Source organism: Ensifer adhaerens (assembly GCF_002940685.1).
In the GTDB taxonomy this organism is placed as follows: domain Bacteria; phylum Pseudomonadota; class Alphaproteobacteria; order Rhizobiales; family Rhizobiaceae; genus Ensifer; species Ensifer adhaerens_E.
The window spans coordinates 105,135-125,408 of record NZ_PNFP01000014.1; the positions used below are offsets into that span (position 1 = coordinate 105,135).

General features: G+C 61.5%; 18 protein-coding genes. 5 read left to right on the top strand and 13 right to left on the bottom strand.

Annotation, left to right across the window (positions count from 1 at the left end; all coding sequences use genetic code 11):
- Positions 1–4: 4 nt before the first annotated feature.
- The 3 genes from C1A35_RS25165 to C1A35_RS25175 all read right to left on the bottom strand — a co-directional run bounded on the left by C1A35_RS25165 (position 5) and on the right by C1A35_RS25175 (position 3,120).
- The gene (locus C1A35_RS25165) at positions 5–838 is read right to left on the bottom strand and encodes a GNAT family N-acetyltransferase (protein WP_158665163.1); all 834 of its coding nucleotides are present in this window, start codon (positions 836–838) and stop codon (positions 5–7) included.
- A gap of 113 nt (positions 839–951) precedes the next feature.
- Positions 952–1,257: a hypothetical protein gene (locus C1A35_RS25170; protein ID WP_104666997.1), complete on the bottom strand. Its 306-nt coding sequence runs from the start codon at positions 1,255–1,257 to the stop codon at positions 952–954.
- A gap of 84 nt (positions 1,258–1,341) precedes the next feature.
- Complete coding sequence (locus C1A35_RS25175; protein WP_104666998.1) at positions 1,342–3,120, bottom strand: GNAT family N-acetyltransferase; 1,779 nt, start codon at positions 3,118–3,120, stop codon at positions 1,342–1,344.
- Between the two features lie 234 nt (positions 3,121–3,354).
- Between C1A35_RS25175 and C1A35_RS25180 the strand changes: the two genes are divergently transcribed.
- From C1A35_RS25180 to C1A35_RS25190, 3 genes are all read left to right on the top strand, one after another.
- Complete coding sequence (locus C1A35_RS25180) at positions 3,355–3,660, top strand: hypothetical protein (RefSeq protein ID WP_104666999.1); 306 nt, start codon at positions 3,355–3,357, stop codon at positions 3,658–3,660.
- 147 nt (positions 3,661–3,807) lie between these two features.
- Entirely contained in the window at positions 3,808–4,122 is a 315-nt protein-coding gene (locus tag C1A35_RS25185; protein WP_104667000.1) for a hypothetical protein, read from the top strand.
- Between the two features lie 55 nt (positions 4,123–4,177).
- Positions 4,178–4,495: a hypothetical protein gene (locus C1A35_RS25190; protein ID WP_104667001.1), complete on the top strand. Its 318-nt coding sequence runs from the start codon at positions 4,178–4,180 to the stop codon at positions 4,493–4,495.
- Positions 4,496–4,702: 207 nt separating this feature from the next.
- Here C1A35_RS25190 and C1A35_RS25195 read toward each other — a convergent pair whose 3' ends face one another.
- The 6 genes from C1A35_RS25195 to C1A35_RS25220 are packed head-to-tail and all read right to left on the bottom strand — an operon-like array spanning position 4,703 to position 11,720.
- Complete coding sequence (locus C1A35_RS25195; RefSeq protein WP_234823002.1) at positions 4,703–5,266, bottom strand: cyclic nucleotide-binding domain-containing protein; 564 nt, start codon at positions 5,264–5,266, stop codon at positions 4,703–4,705.
- The gene (locus tag C1A35_RS25200; RefSeq protein ID WP_104667002.1) at positions 5,244–7,328 is read right to left on the bottom strand and encodes an NHLP bacteriocin export ABC transporter permease/ATPase subunit; all 2,085 of its coding nucleotides are present in this window, start codon (positions 7,326–7,328) and stop codon (positions 5,244–5,246) included. Before C1A35_RS25200 ends, C1A35_RS25195 begins: the two co-directional genes overlap by 23 nt.
- Before the next feature lie 2 nt (positions 7,329–7,330).
- Positions 7,331–9,496 (bottom strand): NHLP family bacteriocin export ABC transporter peptidase/permease/ATPase subunit, encoded by a 2,166-nt coding sequence (locus C1A35_RS25205; RefSeq protein ID WP_104667003.1) that lies wholly within the window; start codon positions 9,494–9,496, stop codon positions 7,331–7,333.
- Entirely contained in the window at positions 9,493–10,746 is a 1,254-nt protein-coding gene (locus C1A35_RS25210) for an NHLP bacteriocin system secretion protein (protein ID WP_104667004.1), read from the bottom strand. The genes C1A35_RS25205 and C1A35_RS25210 overlap by 4 nt, the downstream gene beginning before the upstream one ends.
- Before the next feature lie 6 nt (positions 10,747–10,752).
- Positions 10,753–11,415 (bottom strand): FecR family protein, encoded by a 663-nt coding sequence (locus C1A35_RS25215; protein WP_104667005.1) that lies wholly within the window; start codon positions 11,413–11,415, stop codon positions 10,753–10,755.
- A complete protein-coding gene (locus tag C1A35_RS25220) occupies positions 11,412–11,720 on the bottom strand; it encodes a tetratricopeptide repeat protein (protein ID WP_158665164.1) in 309 nt (102 codons plus the stop codon). Before C1A35_RS25220 ends, C1A35_RS25215 begins: the two co-directional genes overlap by 4 nt.
- Before the next feature lie 24 nt (positions 11,721–11,744).
- Between C1A35_RS25220 and C1A35_RS25225 the strand changes: the two genes are divergently transcribed.
- Both C1A35_RS25225 and C1A35_RS25230 read left to right on the top strand, forming a co-directional pair.
- On the top strand, positions 11,745–13,979 hold the full coding sequence (locus C1A35_RS25225) for a CHASE2 domain-containing protein (RefSeq protein WP_158665165.1): 2,235 nt from the start codon (positions 11,745–11,747) through the stop codon (positions 13,977–13,979).
- Positions 13,980–13,989: 10 nt separating this feature from the next.
- Positions 13,990–14,805 (top strand): MBL fold metallo-hydrolase, encoded by an 816-nt coding sequence (locus C1A35_RS25230; RefSeq protein ID WP_104667109.1) that lies wholly within the window; start codon positions 13,990–13,992, stop codon positions 14,803–14,805.
- Positions 14,806–14,832: 27 nt separating this feature from the next.
- Here C1A35_RS25230 and C1A35_RS25235 read toward each other — a convergent pair whose 3' ends face one another.
- From C1A35_RS25235 to C1A35_RS25250, 4 genes are all read right to left on the bottom strand, one after another.
- Entirely contained in the window at positions 14,833–15,741 is a 909-nt protein-coding gene (locus C1A35_RS25235; RefSeq protein ID WP_158665166.1) for an AraC family transcriptional regulator, read from the bottom strand.
- Between the two features lie 466 nt (positions 15,742–16,207).
- Positions 16,208–18,379 (bottom strand): SulP family inorganic anion transporter, encoded by a 2,172-nt coding sequence (locus C1A35_RS25240; protein WP_199773017.1) that lies wholly within the window; start codon positions 18,377–18,379, stop codon positions 16,208–16,210.
- Positions 18,380–18,596: 217 nt separating this feature from the next.
- Positions 18,597–18,905 carry a hypothetical protein gene (locus C1A35_RS25245; protein WP_104667010.1) on the bottom strand — a complete coding sequence of 103 codons (309 nt, stop codon included), beginning with the start codon at positions 18,903–18,905 and terminating at the stop codon, positions 18,597–18,599.
- Between the two features lie 272 nt (positions 18,906–19,177).
- Positions 19,178–20,107 (bottom strand): hypothetical protein, encoded by a 930-nt coding sequence (locus C1A35_RS25250; protein ID WP_210202585.1) that lies wholly within the window; start codon positions 20,105–20,107, stop codon positions 19,178–19,180.
- Positions 20,108–20,274 lie beyond the last annotated feature (167 nt).

The window sequence follows — 20,274 nt, forward strand, 5'->3', positions numbered from 1 at the left end:
GTATTCAGAGCCGCTTGAGCGCCAGGTAGCGAACACCGGTGGTGCTGCTGCCGGTCGCGTTCATCGACCGTCCTTTTAAATCCCCCTGGCCACGTAGATGCGGCACGAGGCGCGTTTCCATGAACCTGTGCATTGCCGAGCCAGGAAGGGTCCAATGGGCGGCCACGCTGTCGCCGCCCAGTTTTTCAACTTGGCGGAGACAGCTCTCTAACATCCCGGCAATGAGGTAGCCCCGGCGCTGAAATCGAGGCAACGTGTAGCCGAGTGGGTAATGAACCTGGGTCTCACTGCTCCTGCAACCGACAATCCAGCCCGCAATCTCCTTGTCGTGATACATGGCAAGGGAGAAGTCGGCGGATGTCTGATCCGTATGAGCACCTGGCTGCCAGTCGGAGTGGACTCGACCAGTGGCGGATGTCTCGGCGATTGCTCGATGATCGGTTGTGGAAAGGTCTTGCCAAGATACCGTGCGGAAACCACCCCGTTTTAGACGTTCAAGCAAAAAGGACCATTCGTCGAGGGCACCAAACGCGCACTTCACTTCGCACTTCAGCATGTATTCGCTGGCGCGCGGCGCCTCCCAGGCGCATGCAGCGAGGACGCTTTCGAATGCGTTGCGCGAAGTCATGTGGCCTGAATAGAGAGCAAACATCTCCTCAAGGCCGTCACGTCGCACCACTGTTTCGGCCAGCCTGAGCAGGGCGCGGCCAATGCCTGCGTTGCGCGACGATCGGTCCACCGCGAGTGAAAGCAGCCGCCGACTTGTCTTGCCGTTGTGCGCGTGGATGGTTCCCAATAGCGCGAGCCCAGCAGGCCTGCCGTCTACTCTCCGTGCCATGATCCCCAGCCAACCGGAGCCTCCGCACGACCAGAAACTCCAGAACCTTGGGTAGGTAAGGGATCTGCAGCCGACTTCCGGCCGTTCCATCACCTCGAAGGTTAGCGGTTCCTTCAAGTCCGCTGAACCACACTTTTTTCCCGTGCGGAGGTCGAAGGATCCATCAATCCGCCGGTTACGACCTCGAGTTCCTCGTCGCTCAATTCTTCCGCTGGCTGCCAGTCAGCGGCAAGGCGCATTCGCCCGCCCGCCTCCTGCTGCCGAACATCGAGATCGGCTGGCAACGTCAACCCCAATGCCTGCTCAACCGCCAAGCGTGCGTCCTGACGTGCCGCCTGCCGGAACTCTTCGTCGTAATCGACGAGATCCTGCAAGGCCGCTAGCGCGCGACGGACTTCCTCGGATGTGAAGGCGGGCATGACAGCTGTCCTGGTTTTCAGTTGTACGTTATCGGCCCAGGCGGCGGAAATCCGTGCAACAAAGCTATGAGACAGCAGCAAAGACTATGAAATTGCCGTCAGACAGACGGATTGTGTACCGGCCTGGTGACGCGCGAGGTAGCGAATCTCAAGGTAGCCGCCGGGGCGTTCTGAACGGGTCGCGGCCAGCTGCGGCGGAGATGCGAAGTTTCCGTCCAGGAGCGGTAGCAACCGCGTCTCCATGAAGCGGGCCATGTCGGAACCGGCACTCGCCCAGTTTACGCAAACGCTGTGCTCACCCAGCAGTTCCGCCTGGCGACGACAGGCCTCAAACAGTCCGACGATGAGAAACCCGTGTTTGCGATAGGCGGGGAAGAGGCAGCCGCGTCGGTAGTGCACACACAGATCGCCGTCCCGCTCGCCAATGATCCAGCCGATGATTTTCCCGTGGTAGCGAAGGAGGAGCGAAAGGGCCTCGCCACCCTCCCTAAGGAAGAGGTCGGGATGCCATTCCGCCGGAGCCTCACCCTGGTGGATGGTGGCATCGATTTCCATTCGGTCACTGCTGGTGATCTCAGTCCAGGGCTGCATGGAAAACCCTTGCCGAGCAGCGCGGGCCAAGAGCGGCTTCCATTGCTCTTCTGCTGCACGAACCCATTTGGCCTGGCCGACAATCGTGTATTCCATTGGCTCAGGAGTGCTCCATCCGGCTGCAGCCAGGGTGCGCTCGAAATGGGCACGCGAGGCCATGTGATGCGAGTAGGTCGTAAACAAGGCCGGCGTGCCGCTCGCCTGCGCAGCCTCGGATGCGGCCGTGAGAAGGCTGCGTCCAAGCCCGCGGCGACGATGGGCGTTGCTAACTGAAAGAGACAAGAGGCGTCGCCCCACGCTGCCCTCAACGGACAGGGGCTCCGATAGCAGTGCCAGTCCCACGATCTGGCCATCGCCGTCGCGCGCCGCAATGGCCAGCCAGTCCGGGCGCCGCATGGACCATTGAAACCAGAAGCGACCGTAGGTCAGGGGCATGCAACCGGGCTCTGGAGCATCAAGGGTTTCGAGCGTGACACCGTCCGTGCCACGCCGCCGAAAACGAACCGGCGGCGGAAGGGTGGCGCCGCCCCAGGTCAGCAGGTCTCTCAGACGCTGATTGAGGCAAAAGCTGATGAGCGCGGCCGTGCCACCATCGACGACATTCTGATCCATGAGGACTTCCACCAGCCGCCGCTCGCCCAGTCGCATCAGCGTGGCTTGCGGTCGGGCGTCTGTGCCTCTTGAGAGGGCGTCGGCTTTTCGTATGGCAGATTCGGGGGGGCACAGCGTCGCAAGGAGGGCCTGGACGCGGGATGTATAGAGGTCCGCCGCATTGAGTGCGCGCCAGTCGGAGAAATCCACGTCGGGGTCCGCGGGGGCAATGCGTGGCACCGGCAGATTGGGCCAGCGCGCGAACGGACGAGCACTGCCAGTGGTGACGATCTCCGTCGCAATGCCGTGACGCGCGAGGCGAGCGATTTCATCCGGCAAGGTTGCATCGATCTCGGTGCCGTCCAGCCGCAGGGTAAGCATGAGCAATCCAGCCGTCGCGGCCGCGGCAAGTGTCCGGTCGTCTGGAAGGGGCCATGCGGCAGGCGCGAGGAGAAGGAGCAGGGGGCCACCGTCCGTTCGCTGCGCGGCCGTCAGACGGTGCCAGAGCGTGACGTCGTCCCAAAGATCGTTGCCCTCGACGAGCGCCCAGGCATGTGTTTGGCGGATGCGGTCGATTTCCGTTTGCAACTGCGCATCCGTGACGTCGCAGACGTCTTTCAAGGTCAGCCACGGCATGCGCGCGACGGGGGACAGCAAGGAAGTGTCGACATCATTGAGCATGACAACCACGCGAGTACGGAGGGCTTTCCGCAATCATAGGGGCGCCGCGACAGGCACGTCCTGCCGACCGAACTATGAATGGTCGCGCACGACTATGAATGATGCTCACCATGCTGCGATTTCCATAGCCGCTGCCCGAATGCCATAGCGCTCCGTTCTTTCCATGGTGCGGATCATCGCCAATGATCACGGCGATCGGCAACAAAGCCGAGCGATCTGAGAAAGGATCCAGATATGACGAATAGCGATAATGTTCGCTTCTATGCCGCAATCCGCGGCGACGCCGAGGCTTTGTCGCGGCTCCGGCAGGCGACGAGCGAAGCCGAGCTCATCGAACTCATCATGGACGAAGCGCGCGCGCGTGGATTTGCGCTGACGGCGGATCTCGTTCGTGCTGGGCTTGCGGATCTCGGCACTCTCGTGAAGGAAGCGGCAAGCGGTGAAGAACTGACGGAGCTTGAACTCGAGATCGTTTCCGGCGGCACCATGTTCTCAACCTTCCGCGAGCACAGAACGACCCAAACGCTAAGTTGCAAGTGACCTGGCGGAGGAGGCGCTGAGACCGCGACCGCGTCTCCTCCGGCGATCGAACGTCCGAACATCCGCCTGCGAAGGTGCCGTGGCTTCGGGGCCAGTCGGGCACGTGTGACCGATACTGCTCCAAGGTGGCAGCAGAAAGGAACGACAATGATTGAACCACAGTCCGTCAGATTTTATGCCGCAATCCGCAAGGAACCGGCGGTGCTCGCCCGTCTTGGCCAGGCAGCGAGCGAAACCGAACTCATTGAACGGATCCTCGATGAGGCAAAGGCGCTCGGCTTCGATCCGACGGTCGAGCTCGTCAAGAATGGGCTCGATAATTTGCCGATGATTATCGAGGAGACGTCGAAAGGAGATGAACTCAGCGAAGTGGAATTGGAAATCGTCTCCGGCGGGGTCTCCTTCAGCTCCTTTGTTCTCTTCGACGAGGGCGGCCGGCGCTCGGGCACCGGCTGCAAGTAAGAGACCTCACTGGCTGCTGCGCAAGCTTAAGCCTCCACTCGCAAGGAATGTGCAAATGACCGATACACAGACCGTTCAATTCTATTCTGCGATCCGCAAGGATCGCGAAACACTCGATCGCCTGGCGAAGGCGGCAAGCGAGTCCGAACTCATCGAACTGATTATGGATGAAGCCAAAAAGCGTGGTTTTGCTCCCTCAAAGGAACTTGTGAGGGCCGGTCTTTCCGACCTCGGCGCCATCGTTCAACAGGTCGCTGGTGGCGACGAACTTACGGAAATGGAACTGGAGATTGTCTCCGGGGGCTACGACCAGGTTCGTGGCCCGACGGATTCATGTGGTCGCCCCTATGTGTCGACTCCGAAGCGAGGCTGACCTACTACTCCTGCTTCTCTGACGTCTAGTCGGTGCCAGTTTTGCACGGATTGTTTGTACCGAAGCCGCGGACCTGTTTACCAAGTCCGCGGCGCTCGTCGTTTGTGACGGGCCACGCGGAGCTCGTTTCGACCGGATCTCGCGGTCGGTTTCGGCAGGTCGACATAAGGTCCGAAGCGACCTCGGACCGACGGATGTGCAGGACGATCAGGCCTTCAACATTTCCATCATGCGGTTGAACCGTTCTCCAGCCAGAGACAGGCCGTCGAGCACAGCGTCGTCCAGCTCGTCGGCTGTTTCCTCGGCAATACTGACCGCCTTGTCGCCGTAGCCGAGCCGTTTGACTGTGCCCCGCAGGCGATCGGAAAGGAAGGTGGCGAGCGCACGATAAAAGCGCATCCCGAAGGCCGGGTCCCGATCGATATGGGCTTCGATTGCAGCCTTGGCGACGGAGAGAACCTGCGCGGGTCCGCGTGCAACGACCGAAGCTGAAGGCGCAGCTCTGTCGATGAAGCTCATCTCGCCAACGACTTCGCCGGGCAGCAACCGCGCCACTTGGCCAATGCCGCGGACCTCCACATCCAGTTCACCGGCAAGCAGGACAAAAAGGGCGGGCACAGCTTCGCCCTCGGCAATCAGCACATGGTCGGCCGACAGCGAGCGCTTCTCGCCCGACCGGGCCAGCCATTCCACATCCTCATCGGTGAGTTGGCCAAGAATATAAAGTACCTTTCGCATGCTGCTGTCCTCAAAGCTGTTGTCGCTGCGCAAGGCGAGCGAAGGCGCCATCCTTGCGCATGAGATCGTCATAGGCACCATCCTCAACCAGCCGACCGCGCTCCATGACGAGAATTCGATCCGCTCGCCTGATGGTGGAGAGGCGGTGTGCCACCATGATCCGCGTTGCGGAAAGGCTGGCCAGTGTCTCCATCACCAAGGCCTGAGTAACGTTGTCGAGAGCGCTCGAAGCCTCGTCGAGCAACAGCACGGCAGGCTTGTTGACCAGCGCCCGGGCGATCAAGAGCCGCTGGCGCTGTCCTCCGGAAAGGCTTGCCCCGCCGGCCTGCATTACGGTGTGATAGCCCATCGGCATCGCGTCGATGTCGCGATCAAGACCCGCCATCGCCGCGGCGCGGCGGGCTTCATCAATTCCACGCCCGCTGGCGCCGACGATGTTGGACAGGATGGTTCCGGAAAGGACCTGACCGTGCTGCAGCACAACGCCGATCTGTCGGCGCACAGTCTCCGCGCGCAAGGTTGCAAGTGGCTGATTGTCGTAAAGAATGTCGCCGCCTTCGGGCACGTCGAATGCCATCAGCAATCTCAACAGGGTCGACTTTCCGCTGCCGGAAGCCCCGACAACTGCGACGAAGCTCCCGGGCCGGATGTCGAGACTCAAGCGATCGAGCACAAGCGGCGTCTGTGGCGTGTAACGGAAAGACACCGCGTTAAGGCTGATGGTGCCCTCGAGCTTGCCGACGTCGCGCGCCGAGCTGGTGGCTTCGGGTTGGGCCTCGAGAATGGGCTTGGCGCGTGCGAGGTGAGGCAAAGCGGAAAGCAGTTGGGTCGCTGAAAGCGCGGTGGAGGTCAAAGCCTCCATGAATTGGCCAAAGGCCGTCGAAAAGGCAATCAAGGTGCCGGCGCTCATCGCCTTTGCGGCACCTCCCTCGGCAAGCGATTGCTTCAGGAAGTAGGCCGCAAGGCTGTAGACGATGAGATTTGCGAGGAGCGGGTAGCTATTGGAGAACACTTCCGTGAGGTTACCCCAGGCAAGCTCCTTGTGCCGTAAACGCAGGAGCTTTGCATAGTGCGAAAGCCAGACGCTGAAAGCCCGCTCTTCGGCCTGTCCTGCCCGAAGTTTTGCCATTCCGCAAAGCATTTGCAGTGTCAGGCCGCTAACGCCGTTCTCCACCACCGCTTCGCCAGCCTTGATCTGCCGGCGGGCAATCGCTGTCAAGGTCAGCGCGCCGAACGCGGCGAGCAGAACTGCAACGGCGGCAAGTCTTGCGTCATAAAAAAACAAGAGCATGAGGCTCGGTATTCCGGTCGCTGCTCCCATGAGCACCTGAAACACCGAGGTCGAAGCAATCGCGCGAGCCCGTTGTATGCTGAGAGCTCTCGTCGTCAGGTCACCGATGGTGAAACTCTTGAAAAACCGTGGCGAAAGCCGCAACAGTCGGTCGAACAGAGCCGTCTGCGCACGAGGATCGAGCCGCCCTTCTACCTTCAAGGCCGCCCATCCCTGAAGCGCGGCGAACGCGGCGCTGCCGAGAGCGGCGGCAAGCAGCAGGAAGCCGATCTGTGCGATCGATGAGACATCCGCCTGGGGAATGGCGTTATTGAACATCTGTTGCGTGACGATCGGCAGCAGCAAAGCAAGCAACGCGCCCGCCGTCGCAAGTGCTGCAATGTGAAGCCCGTCGGCTTTGCTGCCTGAGGTTGCAAACTGCACAAGCGCACGCCATTCCCGGGCGCCGTCCGGAAGGGGGGCGTGCAGCAGGTAGGCCTCGCCCTCCAGTTCTTCGGCGAGAGCCATCGTGACCGGATACGAACCTTCCGTCGTGACCATGCGGTATCCGGAAAAGCTCCCGGGAACAAGGGCCACCTCCTGCTTGCGCAAGTGCGCCAGCATGACGCCTTGTGAACTTGTCTGCCAGCCTTGGCGCAACTGAACGGTGCGAAGGCGGATCCCAGCGCAGGCGAGGATCTCCGAGGCACTGCCGCGTGCCCGGGGTGGCATCGCGACGCCGATGGAGGCGAGGAGCGCTCCGGCCACTCCCTGCGGCGGCGCAGGACCATCGATGACGGCGGCGGCGAGATTGGCGATCGACATGATTACTGGCTCCGAACCAGGTCCGCATAAGCACCTGCAAGCGCCATGAGCCGGTCATGACTTCCCCGCTCTATGACACGCCCACGCTCCAGAACCAGGATCTCCTCGCAGTCTCGGATTGTGGAAAGTCGATGAGCGATGACGAGGCAGGCGCAGCCGCGTCGTCTAAGATTGGCGTCGACGATTTCTTCCGTAAGAGCGTCGAGCGCTGAGGTGGCTTCGTCGAGAACGAGGAGGCGGCTGTTGCGGGTGAGCGCGCGGGCGATCTCCAGCCGTTGTCGCTGGCCACCTGAGAAGTTCATTCCACCCTCGAGGACGCGCGCCTCAAGCCCGCCACGTGCCATGACCTCCGCGAGCAGTTCGGCGTCGCTCAACGCTTCCATCAAGACATCGTCGGAGAGCGTGTCATCCCAAAGCGTAAGATTGTCACGCACTGTTCCATCAAACAGAAAAATGTCCTGATCGACATAGGCCATGAGCCCAACCTTTGTTGCTGCGTCGAGGGTTGCCAGCGGATGACCGTCAACGCAGATCTTGCCTGTCCACGGGGCCGTAAGGCCGGCTGCCAAACGCCCGACGGTGCTCTTGCCGGAGCCGGACCCTCCCACCAAGGCGACGCGTGTTCCGGGATGGAGGTCGAGCGAGAAATTGTCCAATATCGGTGCCGACAAGGGAGCGTAGCCGAAGGAGATGTTTTCGATCGTCAGCCGCCCCTGCGGCGCTGCGGTCAATCTGACGGGTGAGGACGGTTCGGGAAGGGGATAGCGGAAGGCGTCCTCGAGCTTGGAAAGATCGGCCTTGGCGGCTTGCACCTGCGTGGACAGCTGCGTCAAGCGTGCGATCGGCGTGGCGAAGCTTCCAAGCAATGTCTGGAACGCGACGAGGTCGCCTGCGGTCATCGCGCCTTCCATGACCCGAAACGCGCCCAACATCAAAACGAGCGCGGTGGTGAGACCCGAGAGAAGTTTCGGGATGACCTGGATGAGTTGCGACGCGGCCATCTGCCTCTGGACGGTCTTGAGCGCATTGGCTTGGTAGCCGGACCAGGTAGCAAATGCGTCGTTCTCCTCGCCGTTTGCCTTGAGCGTCTCGATCGCCGAAAGCGTGCCTACCGTTGCCCCTTGCAACTTTCCAGCCGCGGAGGCGACAGCGGCGCTATCCTCTTCGGCGCGCGTGGTGTTGAACCAGATGGCAACACCGTTTGCGGCCGAGAGCCAGATTGCCAATCCCGCCAGAACGGGATCGTAGAGCAGCATGGCCGCGCTGAAGAAGATGACTGAGATCAGATTGAAAGCGCTTGTGGCAAGATCACCTGAAAGGAGCCGTGCCATGCGCTCCCCTGCCTCGACCCGGTTCATCAGGTCACCTGGCTGACGCTGCAGGAAGAATGCAAGCGGGAGATGGAGCAAACGTTCGAAGTAGCGGGACGATGCTATGGCCGCGAGCTTGGCTTCCAGCCGCGCGAGGTAAAACTGCTGCACAAAGGTGAGCCCGCCGCGGATAAGAGCCGTCAGTCCCATGGCAAGGAGCAATGGGGCAAGCCAGCTTTGTGCCTGCCTGCCGAAGATGTCGTCGACAAGAACCTTGGAGAAGGCAGGAATGACGAGACCCGGGATCGCCAGCAGAAGGCTTGCAAGAAGCACCATTGACAGTCCGTCTCGAGCACCAGCGAGGCGTGCGCTCAGCATGGGTAGGAGCTTCGACGGAGCGCCTTTCCGCACGAAGTCGGGACCCGGCTCGAAGGCAAGCAACACACCGGTGAAAGCCGCGTCCACTTCCTCACGCGAAAGAACGCGCCGCCCTTGAGCCGGATCGTTGATGACATACTTGCCGCGCTTTATGCCTTCGAACACAACGAAATGATTGAAGTTCCAATGGAAGATGGCCGGTGTTCGGATCTCTGGCAGCTGGCCAACTTCCTTGCGGAAGCCTTTGGCGGTGAAGCCGTGGCGGCGCGCGGCCTTGAGAATGTTACCCGCATTGGTGCCGTCGCGAGCGACCCCGCATTCTTCCCGCAACAGTTCCAGTGGTACCCAGCATCCGTGGTGTGCCAGCACCATCGCAAGCGAGGCGGCGCCACACTCGACAGCCTCCATCTGCAGGATAGTCGGTGTCCTCGCGGTCAGTCCGGTGTTGGCGCGCTTCCCGTTGACCAGCCATCGCCTCATGGCTCCACGCTCATCCATTTACGCAGTGCGGGGAGCACCAGATCGACCGGACGACGACGCTCGTAAGTGATCTCGGATGCGACGGTGGTGCCTGAGGTAATGGTGAGGGGCGGCGTCTTGCCCGAGGTCCATAGCCATCGACCGTCCTCGCCAACCTGAAGGTTCAGTCGGGCTATGTAAGGTTGGCTCCCAGCCGCCAATTGCTGGACCAGCGCCTGATTGGACAGCCAGGCTTCCAATCCGTTCGCCGCGACCGGATAGTCGGAGCGCTCCAGGACCTCGCCACGGATGCTGCCCCATTCTTCCTTGCGCACGGCATCGGGCGTGATGCGAGCTTTCATTCCCGCAACCACCTTCTTGCCGTCGGCAGTCGGCAGGAAGACGAGGGCTTCCAGCCCGCCCCCGTTCGTCTCGATCGAAACGATTTGCGCTCCGGCCGCGACGACGGATCCCGCCGCTTGCTTGACCGCCACCACGCGCCCTGCAACGGGTGCAGTCACAAGATTTTCCTGCTGCATTCGCGCCTCGGTCAGGGCCCTGCGCCGGATCGCATCGTTGTAGGCAGCCTCAAGCTCCTTCAAGGCGGTTTCGCGAGAAAGCCGGAGTTCGGCGAGTTCGCTATCAAGCTTGGAAAGCGCGAGTTCGACGTCGCTCACCTGCTTTTGAGCGTTGGCGAGGGACACGCGCTGATCCTGAAGGCCGCGAGCCGACACGACGCCTTGGGTTTGAAGCTTCTCGATACCGGGCATCGACTTCGCCAGCCACTCTGCGTGCTGACGGGAGGCATCCAGGTTGGTACGAAGAGCCTCTTCCTGTTCGGTCTTGATGGCCTCGCGGCTACGCATTTCGGCCAGGAACAAGGCTTGCCGCCGGGCGAGCTCCCCCCGCTTCTCCTCGATCTCCTGATCCAGGTTCAGCAACTGGCGTTCGCTGCCAGCCTGTTCAATTCGGGCGACCACCTGTCCCTTGGAGACGATTTGACCTTGAGCCGCCACTATCTCCGTGAGGACGCCGGATGCCAGCGTCATCGCTTCCTGTACGCGTCCCTCACGCACGACCAGAATTCCCTTGCCCGAGATATTGGACGGCAAGGAGCCGAAGATGCCCCACAACAAGGCGCATAGAATGAGGAAGCCCAAGACGGTGATGCCGGCCCATCCTCTGGCATTCACCAGTGGGAGCGCCGTGTCCAACTGTTCAGGGGAGGAAAGGCGGTCAAGGGCCGCCTGACGAAAGATCTGTCGGGACATGAAGGTTTATCTCGCAGGCAACTTGCTGCGATCGATCGGTATCTCCGCCAATTGATCGGTCTTCTTCGGTCCGCGATCGAACTGGCAGAGAAGATCATCGATCTCGATGGGGGAGAGGGGTCGAGCCGTACGGGGGGCGTGGCCCGGCTCAGCGTCGATAGCCGTACCTTTTTTACGCGTCGAACGCGTGACCCCATTACGGCGCAGCGTCAACTCTTCGCCATAGAGGAAGGCGGCCGAGACCGATTGATCGGGCTGAACCGTCAGAAAGGCAATGCCGCCGCGAATTCCCATCGTCGCGGTGCCCGCCGAAATGGTAACCGGCTGCTCCTTGGAGAGTTTGCCACCGACAAAACGAAACACGCCTTTGGTAACCGACAGCGCAATTTTACCGGTGCCTCGGTCGGGATCGTAGACGAAGGTGTCGAGCACGACGTCGCTACCGGGACCGATCGAGAAGGCGCTTCCGTCGGCGAAAAGCAACTGCGCGCGCCCCTCCGCTCCGGTCACGATCCGCTCATTGGCACGCACGGCGGCGTCCACACGGATGATCCGTTCGCCTTCACCGATCACTGTTGGTTGAACGGCAGCCGCAGTGCCGATGTCACGCGCCACAACTGGCTGGGTGAGCCACAGCAGCAACGATACGCAGACATAGTGCCGCTTCATGGCTTCGACCGATCGATGATGCGCAGCCGATCGAGGGCAACACGCTTGAGCGAGGCGGGAGCCGCATCGTTCCGGGCGACTGTCGCGTAGTAGACCCGAGCGGCCTTCTCTGAACGAATGCTCTCGTAGAGCTGTCCGAGTTTCAATTGCGCGCCTGCGTCGCCCGGCGCAGCGATCAGGCGCCGTTCCAGGACGGCAATTGCACCTTCCGGATCCTGGCGCGCTTCAAAACGCCGAGCGGCAGAGAGTGCCTCTTCGGCGACGGCGGGGGTAGCCACTAGCAGGGCCAAGAACAGGCTGCGCAAACGCATGAGGTTCCGTCACATGGGTTGATTGCCAAGCAACTTAAGCGACGGGCGTTACCCGGCTCAACGCGTGAAAACTATGCGCGAGCCTCAAGAACTATGGATTTCGGATCGATCACATTGGCAGTGCCTGTAGCTGTCCTCACAGTCAGTTCCATGTACTCGCGCCTGAAAATTCTGCTGGCTCCTGCCTGTCTGCTCACCCTCATTCTCGTCTGGAGGGCCTTCGACCCCGGTGAACTGCTCGTTCGGGCGAGGGTGATGGTTTTTGATGCCTACACAAGGCTGCAGCCGCGCAGCTTCGAAGCCGCACCTGTCCGCATCGTCGACATTGATGACGAAAGTCTTCGGCGTGTCGGCCAATGGCCCTGGCCCCGCCGAGTGCTCGCCGAAATCACCGACCGGCTCGATGAAATGGGGGCGGCGGCCATCGGCTTCGACAGTCTGTTTGCCGAGGAAGATCGCACGGCCCCGAAGTTCCTGGCGCAAGCCTATCCCGACATCAAAGCGCTCGCCGGGCTGCCTGATCCCGACGACCGTTTTGCCGATGCGATCGCGCGCGCCGGCAACGTCGTGATGGGTTACGGATTGTCGATGGATGCCAATCAGGCGACACCAGCCATGAAGGCCGGCTTTGCGTTTTCGGGTCCTGATCCCGCCGCCTTCCTACCCAAATTTGAACGTGCAATCGTCAATCTGCCTAAGCTGGACGAAGCAGCGGCAGGATCAGGTGCGTTTGACTTCTATCCTTCCGACGGGTTGATCGTGCGTGCTGTGCCGATGGTGTATGCCTTGCGCGGTAAGCTCTACCCCAGCCTGGCTGCCGAACTGCTTCGGGTGGCACAAGGCGCCAGTTCTTACACGCTGAAGGCGCAAGACGGCGCGCTCACGGATATGCGCATCGGCGAGCTTACCGTGCCATTGACTGCGCGCGGCGAGTTGCGCATGCACTTCTCCCGTCCCGAGGGCGTGCGCTACCTTTCGGCCTGGAAACTGCTCGCCGAAAGCGCGCCACCGGAACTGATTGCCGGACATATCGTGCTCATCGGCACCTCGGCAACCGGCCTCAACGATATCCGTGCTTCCAGTCTTGATCCGACGATGCCCGGCGTCGAAGCTCATGCCCAGGCAATCGAGCAGATATTGCTGCAGTCCTTCCTGCAGCGGCCGGATTGGGCGGAGGGGGCAGAGTGGTTGGTGACGCTGCTGCTCGGACTTCTGCTGATGGCATTGCTGTTTTATGCAAACGCTTTCTGGGGTGCGATCGCAGGGTTGGCGGCAATCCTTGTCGCCGGTGGAGCCTCCTGGCACCTCTACGTCGCCGAGCGACTGCTGCTCGATCCCGTGACGCCGGGTCTGGCGGGCCTTTTCGTCTATCTGGCGGGGTCGCTGGCCTCTTATCTGAAGGTTGAGGGCGAACGCCGGCATGTCACGGCCGCCTTCGGCCAGTACCTTTCTCCCGCACTGGTCAAGAAGCTCGCCGCTGATCCGAGGCAATTGGCCCTTGGAGGCGAGACACGGGAGCTTACGCTGATGTTCTGTGACGTGCGGGGCTTTACCGCTATCTCCGAGCACTTCCGCGGAAACCCTCAAGAGCTGACCAGCCTCATCAACCGCTTTCTGACGCCGATGAGCGACGTGATCCTCGCCGCTGGCGGTACCATCGACAAGTACATGGGCGATTGTATCATGGCCTTCTGGAATGCTCCTCTCGACGATCCTCAACACGCCGTTCACGCGTGCGCGGCTGCGCGTGGAATGATGGCCGAACTTGAGGTCCTGAACGCGCAGCTGCCAGTCAAGCTCGGGATCGGCATTGGCCTCAATACCGGCACCTGCGTGGTCGGCAACATGGGCTCCGAACGGCGTTTTGACTATTCTGCGCTTGGCGACGCGGTCAATCTCGCATCACGCCTTGAGGGGCAATCGAAGACCTACGGTGTGACGGTGGTGTTGAGCGAGGAGACACTTCGCCGGACCGGGCTTGCCGGCGTGGAACTCGACCTGATCGCGGTCAAGGGCAAAGAGGAGGCCGTACGAATCTTCACCTTGGGAGAGCCTCCGGAGGAGCATGACGCCATGCTCGCAGCCTACCGCGCCCGGGCGTGGAAGGAAGCCCAGGCGCTTCTGAAACGCTTGAGCGCCACCTATCCGGAATTCTCGACGCTCTACGCGCTCTACGCTGAGCGCGTTGCCGATCTGAGACTTCAGCCGCCGCCTGAGGATTGGGATGGCGTGTTTCGAGCGACCTCAAAGTGATTGTGACCAGATGACCTTTTCCGTGACTTTCTGGGGAGTGCGCGGGTCGATTGCCTGTTCGGGCGATGCATTTGCTCGCTATGGTGGGAACACCGCCTGCGTGGAGGCGCAAATAGGAGGCACAAGCTTCATTCTCGATGCGGGTACGGGGCTGATGCCATTGGGACGCAGTATGACTGGAGCAGAACCCGCAGCCTGTCATCTTCTTCTGTCCCACGCCCATTGGGACCATATTGGCGGCTTCCCATTCTTCGCGCCGTGTTACGACCCGCGTTGGCGCATACACGTGCATGCGGGCAACATGTCCGCTAATGGTGGTGTCAGGCAGGTCCTGATGAGGCAGATGTCAGCGCTCTATTTCCCTGTGCCACTGTCGGCGATGGCAGCTGATATTCGTTTTGCCGATTTCGACCCAGGTGAAACTTTGATTCTTGGCGATGGAGTTACGGTGCGAACCGCGCCCCTCAATCACCCGGGTGGCTGCACCGGCTACCGTCTCGAATGGAGGGGCAAGAGCCTCGCCTACATAACCGACAACGAAGTGCGGCCAGGCTCGGACGATCCTGCACTTGCAGTGATGCAGGACGTCGATCTCGTTCTTTTTGATGCTGCCTACACAGAAGCAGACGAAGGTCGCAAGGGATGGAGCCACTCCACCTGGCAAGACGGAGTGCGGCTTGCGAGAGTTGCTGGTGCAAAGAAGCTCGTCCTGATCCACCACGATGCGGCGCATGACGACGCGATCATGGATAGGATCGAGCGGGAAGCTCAAGACAGGTGGCCCCACGCGTCGGCCGCACGAGAGAGCGCGAACATTGTCCTGTAGCCGCTTATCCAAGTCGGATTTTTGCACTCACCCATGCGCCAGTTTTCGCGCATGACGGCGCGGAGAGCTTCCGAAGCGTTCGCGATAGGCAGCGATGAAGTTGTTCGCATGCCCGTAGCCCACATGGAAGGCGATCTGCTTGAGAGGCATGTCCGTTTCCTCAAGCATCGTACGTGCGGCGGAGAGGCGGGCTTCACGCAGATAACCGAACATCGTCGATCCGTAGCTCTCGCGAAAGCCTTGCGTCAGCCGTCGCTGGCTCAGGCCTGCCGCCTCCGCAAGTTCCGAAAGCGAAGGCGGTTGGGCCAGGTTGGAGGAGAGTATCTGTGCTGCGCGCGCAACGGCCTCGCGCTCACGCACGCTGAGGCTCTCCTCACTGTCTCTCGCCTCGTCAAATGCGAGTGTCGGCGTGTGCAGTGCCAATATCTCCAGAAGCTTGCCCCAGCGATAGATATCGCTCCCGTGGCCGGCAATGGGCGGTGTCGCCAGAAGGTTGAGATTCGCGGCCAATAGGTCCGGCGTACGGCGCAGTGCGGGTCGCTCGAGTTCCAGCGTATGTGCCGGAAGATTGGTCAGCCGCGCCAGGCAGGAAACCGCAGCCCGGTAACCTGCGATCAATGTGCGTGTCCTTGCCGGAAAGTGCATATGCACCGCGCCCGGGCCATGACTGTGCCAACCGAAACCTGCGTCGAGCCGAAGTGGGCCAAGGGACACGTGACCGGTAAGCGCAAAGAGACATGCAAGCGAGGCTTCCTGAGCGCCGCACAAGAGGTCTAGTCTTCCGTCCTGGTCCGCTTCGACGAGGATGATGTAGAGTTCAAGTCCTTCGAATTTGCATCCGTGATGCACAAGCCCGGTAACCCCGTCAGCGGAACGGATCTGATGGTACGGAGAAAAAGCCGCCGAACCATCGAGCGTCAGGGCGTCAATCCGCATCGACCGATCTCCGAATGCAACGTGAAGACACAAACCGCCGTCGACAACTGAGGTGGGTTCTGATGTTCCCGTTACGGCTGGAGAACCTTTGAGGTGAAAGGGCAACGCTTTGCAACAATTAGGTTTTTTCGAATGCGCGAATTGTCTGGAGATGCCACGGAACCGGCAATCCGTGCCAAACATCGGCGATGTGCTTGTGGTCTCGTGGCTGGCAAGAAAGCAGGATTGACTGTTTGGTCCGCCGAAATAAGGGGCGGTTTCAGCTGAACGAAGCACCCGACGAATGTCGAGCGAACGACTGAAGATTGAGGCACCAAGCCATCGGCATCGCACAGAAAATTGCCGCCAGCATACTGCGCGAGCATTTGCCGAGCATAGGCCGACACAGTGAAGTCCTGCGCCGATGGCGCGTCCTGGAAGGAGCGGCCCGTCAAGCGACACGAACGATATCCCTTCAATGCGGCTCTTACGCGTTCGCCACTGTAACCATGCGATTGGCGACCGTCAGGCGATCAGCGAGGGTGCGGGCGAAGAGCCGATGGGCAAGAACGGCCAGTTCCGGGTCGTTCTTCTCCAGAGCCTTGAGCGTTTTCCGGGTCAGTCTGAAAAGGATCGCTTCCCTTTCAATAAACACGTCGGCGGTGCGGGTTCCGCCGAGATAGAAGGAGATTTCGCCGAGCACGGCCCCGGATGTCATGCTGCGCAGGCGCAGGATTTGTCCGTCGGGCAGGGTGAGCTGTACCCGTACCGCGCCACGCCCCAGCAGGAAGATGTCGTCTGCCTCATCTCCGGCCGTGATCAGCCGTTCTCCCACCTTCCGTTCGAGGCGCTCCATAGCCGCGATGAGCGCGGCAAGCCTTGGATGATGGCCGAGTGCCTTGACAAACTGGGCGGCGACATCGCTCTCGCCATGTTCGTGGCATTCGGCCGTGATCAACCGCTCTTCGCAATCTTCGAGCGCGTGGTCCAGATCGACGGCGAACGTCACGCTGCCGGTACCCGGACTGGACCTCAGGGCAGGGCCGAGCATGGTCTTCACCGCCGGCGGAAGTGACGAGAGAGTGACCGAAATCCCTTCGGCCGCCAGCAGGCTGAAGATCCGCGAAAAGCCGGCAACCGCGGCAGAGTCCGTCCCGCAGATGCGTCGGAAGTCGAGGATCAGGAAGCGGGGCGGCGGATCGTCGTCGATACGCTGCTTCACGGCATCGGCCACCTGTCCCATCGTCCCGAAGAAGAGATAGTTATGGAGTTCCAGGATGTGGATGAGATCGCCGTTCTCGTCGAGAATGCGGTTTGCCAGGTGCGAACGGTCGGTGCGGCTGCGCCGATCCCGTCCGCTCGCGGCAAGGCGGACGACGGGGAGCCGGGCATAGGTGTAGACGAAGGTTGCCAGCGAGGCGGCAAGTCCCACCGCCATGCCGGCCATGAAGCCAAAGGCCATCATCGATGCGACGATCGAAAGCACCACGGCCCACTCCAGCCGGGGCAGCGCCCTTCGCGTCGCGACCGCCCAGTCATGGAGGAGTTCCGAGCCGAGCATGATCATCAGTCCGGCGGCGACGAAGAGCGGGATGCCGGCGGCAAGCGCGGTGGCGAAGGGGAGAGCGAGCGCCATGATGGCCGCGGTTGCAAGGCCGGCGGATCGATCCGTGACCCCCAACCGGCGCGCCAGCAGCGTCATGCCGAGGCCGGTGAAGCCCGAGGCGCCGCTGATGAGGCCGACGGCCACGTTCGCCTGGCCAGCGACGCGTAGTTCGGCATTCGCGTCGATGTCGCGACCGACGGCGGCCTCAAGGCCGCTCGTATTGAGAAGCATGCCGGTCATCGAGATGAGCGGGAGCGAAACGAGCATCGGCGCGACCGACAGCACGGCCGACCAGTCTGCGGCCGAGGCGATCCAGAGCGGAGAGGGCAGGGCAAGGCCGCCGGAGTCCGAGATCGCCGGCAGCCATCCCGACGCGCGTGCCGTTTCGATCGGCATGCCGGCCAGAAAAAGGGCGCCATAGAAGAGGGCGATGGCGGCCAGCATGACGGTCGGCGCCGCGATCGGGCTCGGCAAAAGACGAAGGGTGGCGGCCAGCGCCACGGCAAAGATCAGCGCCGGGACGAGGATGCAGAGAGCCGAGGGATCGGCGAGGGACTGGAGGATCCTTGATGGATCGGTACCGGGGCCGATCATCACCAGCGCGCCATCGATCAGCAGCCAGCCGGAGCCGGCGAGGAAGCCCGCCACGACCGGGTAGGGCAGGAAGCGCACCAACGCGCCGAAGCGGAAGCGGCCGGAGAGGTAGAAGATGGAGCCCGTCGCCAGTGTGCTGACAGCCAGGATTGCGAAAGCCGTGGCGATCTTCTCCTCCGGACCGGCGGCGATCATCGATCCGGTCGCGGCCGCCACAGCCGAGGCAAGTATGGCGATGCTGGTCTCCTGGACCTGCGCCACGCTGGTGGGCAATCGGCTGAATAGCGACACGTAGACCGCGAGGATCACGCAGCTTAAGAGCATGACGCTGACGCCGGCTCCGAAGCCGGCGGCAAGCGTGCCGGAGAAGACGAGCGCTGCGAAGGCAACGCTCGTGCCGAGGCCGTCGATACCGGCAACCAGGCCGAACATGACTGAGGATATGGGCTTTCCGGTCACGGCGCTCACCTTCGCCCTTGCGGCCTTCAACATTATTCGACTTGCCAAATTGAGAGGATCGACGGGCGAAGTGTGTCTTGCGAAAGGCAGGTGCCCATGGTGACCCACGCCTTGCCGCGATCAGCGCGCACCCGACTGCGAAGATCACACCCATCGCCACGGTTTGCGGTGGCGCAGTGCGATCTTCAGCTGTGGGCTGAATGCCGGCGCGCTTAGCTTACTTGCACGGAGCGTTCTCCTTTTTGGCGCGTTCCCATTGTTCCCAGGCCGATTCGATACCGCCCGAGACGAGTTCCAGCTCGAAGTCCTGAAGTTCTTCGCCTCCAGCGGCTTTGCCGATGAGGCTGCCGAGATCGGCAAGACCGGCCTTGACCTGTGAGGCATCCAACATGATGTTCCGGGCCCCAGCCTCATCCAGGATCAACTCGATCAGTTGGGCTTCGTTTGACGCAGTTGCGAGACGGCCAAGTGCCTCTGCGTCCTTGCGAAGAGTGGAATAAAATTCGATTGCTTGGATATCGCTCATAGTATCTTTCCTCAGGATCCAGGGTTATCCGGCGCCGCCTCGCGATGCCGAGACGTGCCGTTTTCGATGTCCCGATCTTCGGGGAAAGCAGTCATTCATGAAAGCGTGCGGCGCTATGGCAAGTACGGCAGCGGCTATGAATTCCGGTACGCGGGAGACGGGTTCATACCTGCATCGACGATTTTATGGTTTGCGAAAGGGCCGCATCGGCGTCCCATCCCAGTGGCTTTGAGGGGCTCACGTCTGTAGGGAGACCGGCTCTGCCGGGGTGCTCACGCAATCGACAGCATAGTTGCGCGGATATGCGCTCTCGCGTCGCTTCTCCCGTTCAAGTCCTCCTGCGCCTGCCCGTAGGCCACGGAAATGGCGCGGAACTTGATAGCCTGCCAATGGACATAGTCCCGGAGCAGGGTTTGGGAGACGAACAAGTCGCCACGATTGCCAGGAAGGCTCCAGACGAGAAGTCCCTCCGATTTTGCCCGGGAAAATACCCTTTGCACATGGCCGCGCGACAGGGTGTGTCGGGTCGAGATGTCACTTGCAGGGAGCGGTCCGAGACAGACCTGTTGATCAATGCCCTCAAGGCTGGCCGGCATCCGGCAGATGAGCTCATGCAGGATATTGCTTCCCGATTCCGTGCGGACGAAGAGGTTGACGCTCGCTGGCGGCTGTGCCCAATCCGGGTGAAAAACAAGGGACCGAACAGTCAGAGGATGGATGCGCGCAAGCAGGCGCTGGTCGCTGCCTAGACTGGAGGCCCGATCACCTCCATCGAGCCGGTCGAGGGCCGAAAGATGGCTTGCCAGCCATTGGCCAATCATCGTCTCGCCATATGCGCTCAACTGCACTGGCCTGACGCGCCTGTCCCGGCATTCCTGCGGGACAAGCAAGCCGTAGGCCGCCATTTCGGCCAGATGGGCCGTAAGCGTGTTCTTGCTGAAGGGCAGCTCTGCCGCAAAGAATTCGATGAGCGCCCCGGCCGTAAGAGGCGGACGCGTTTCATCGTGCTTTCGCTCAAAATGAAGGGCAACGATTGCTTGCGTGATCAGCCACTTCTGCATGCTGGCGACGTAGCGCACCACCCTTGGCGCGACATCGTGCATCGCGAGCAGCTCCTTGGCCGCATCCCGCAAGACGGCAAAGAATGCGGCCCCGCCACTCGAAGTCATCGGACTGAAATCGTCTTGCGATCCTAAAGGCATGGTTGTGTCTGTCGCACCGCAGGTTATGGCATCCCCGGCATCACTACCCACCCAGTCTTGCCTCAGTATGTCGCCGCGTCGCCCGGGTGACTCAATTTTGGGTGCACCCACCCGCAGTCTGCTTCTCCTGTTGATCACGATCTTCCCCTGTCGCTATCAGTGACCAG

What these genes read in the sequence shown, in the direction of transcription:
- C1A35_RS25190 (WP_104667001.1), top strand. Translation starts at nt 4,178, where the DNA reads ATGACCGATACACAGACCGTTCAATTCTATTCTGCGATCCGCAAGGAT.
- C1A35_RS25210 (WP_104667004.1), bottom strand. Translation starts at nt 10,746, where the DNA reads ATGTCCCGACAGATCTTTCGTCAGGCGGCCCTTGACCGCCTTTCCTCC.
- C1A35_RS25175 (WP_104666998.1), bottom strand. Translation starts at nt 3,120, where the DNA reads ATGCTCAATGATGTCGACACTTCCTTGCTGTCCCCCGTCGCGCGCATG.
- C1A35_RS25235 (WP_158665166.1), bottom strand. Translation starts at nt 15,741, where the DNA reads ATGCGGATTGACGCCCTGACGCTCGATGGTTCGGCGGCTTTTTCTCCG.
- C1A35_RS25250 (WP_210202585.1), bottom strand. Translation starts at nt 20,107, where the DNA reads ATGCCTTTAGGATCGCAAGACGATTTCAGTCCGATGACTTCGAGTGGC.
- C1A35_RS25215 (WP_104667005.1), bottom strand. Translation starts at nt 11,415, where the DNA reads ATGAAGCGGCACTATGTCTGCGTATCGTTGCTGCTGTGGCTCACCCAG.
- C1A35_RS25245 (WP_104667010.1), bottom strand. Translation starts at nt 18,905, where the DNA reads ATGAGCGATATCCAAGCAATCGAATTTTATTCCACTCTTCGCAAGGAC.
- C1A35_RS25180 (WP_104666999.1), top strand. Translation starts at nt 3,355, where the DNA reads ATGACGAATAGCGATAATGTTCGCTTCTATGCCGCAATCCGCGGCGAC.
- C1A35_RS25185 (WP_104667000.1), top strand. Translation starts at nt 3,808, where the DNA reads ATGATTGAACCACAGTCCGTCAGATTTTATGCCGCAATCCGCAAGGAA.
- C1A35_RS25170 (WP_104666997.1), bottom strand. Translation starts at nt 1,257, where the DNA reads ATGCCCGCCTTCACATCCGAGGAAGTCCGTCGCGCGCTAGCGGCCTTG.
- C1A35_RS25205 (WP_104667003.1), bottom strand. Translation starts at nt 9,496, where the DNA reads ATGAGGCGATGGCTGGTCAACGGGAAGCGCGCCAACACCGGACTGACC.
- C1A35_RS25165 (WP_158665163.1), bottom strand. Translation starts at nt 838, where the DNA reads ATGGCACGGAGAGTAGACGGCAGGCCTGCTGGGCTCGCGCTATTGGGA.
- C1A35_RS25200 (WP_104667002.1), bottom strand. Translation starts at nt 7,328, where the DNA reads ATGTCGATCGCCAATCTCGCCGCCGCCGTCATCGATGGTCCTGCGCCG.
- C1A35_RS25230 (WP_104667109.1), top strand. Translation starts at nt 13,990, where the DNA reads ATGACCTTTTCCGTGACTTTCTGGGGAGTGCGCGGGTCGATTGCCTGT.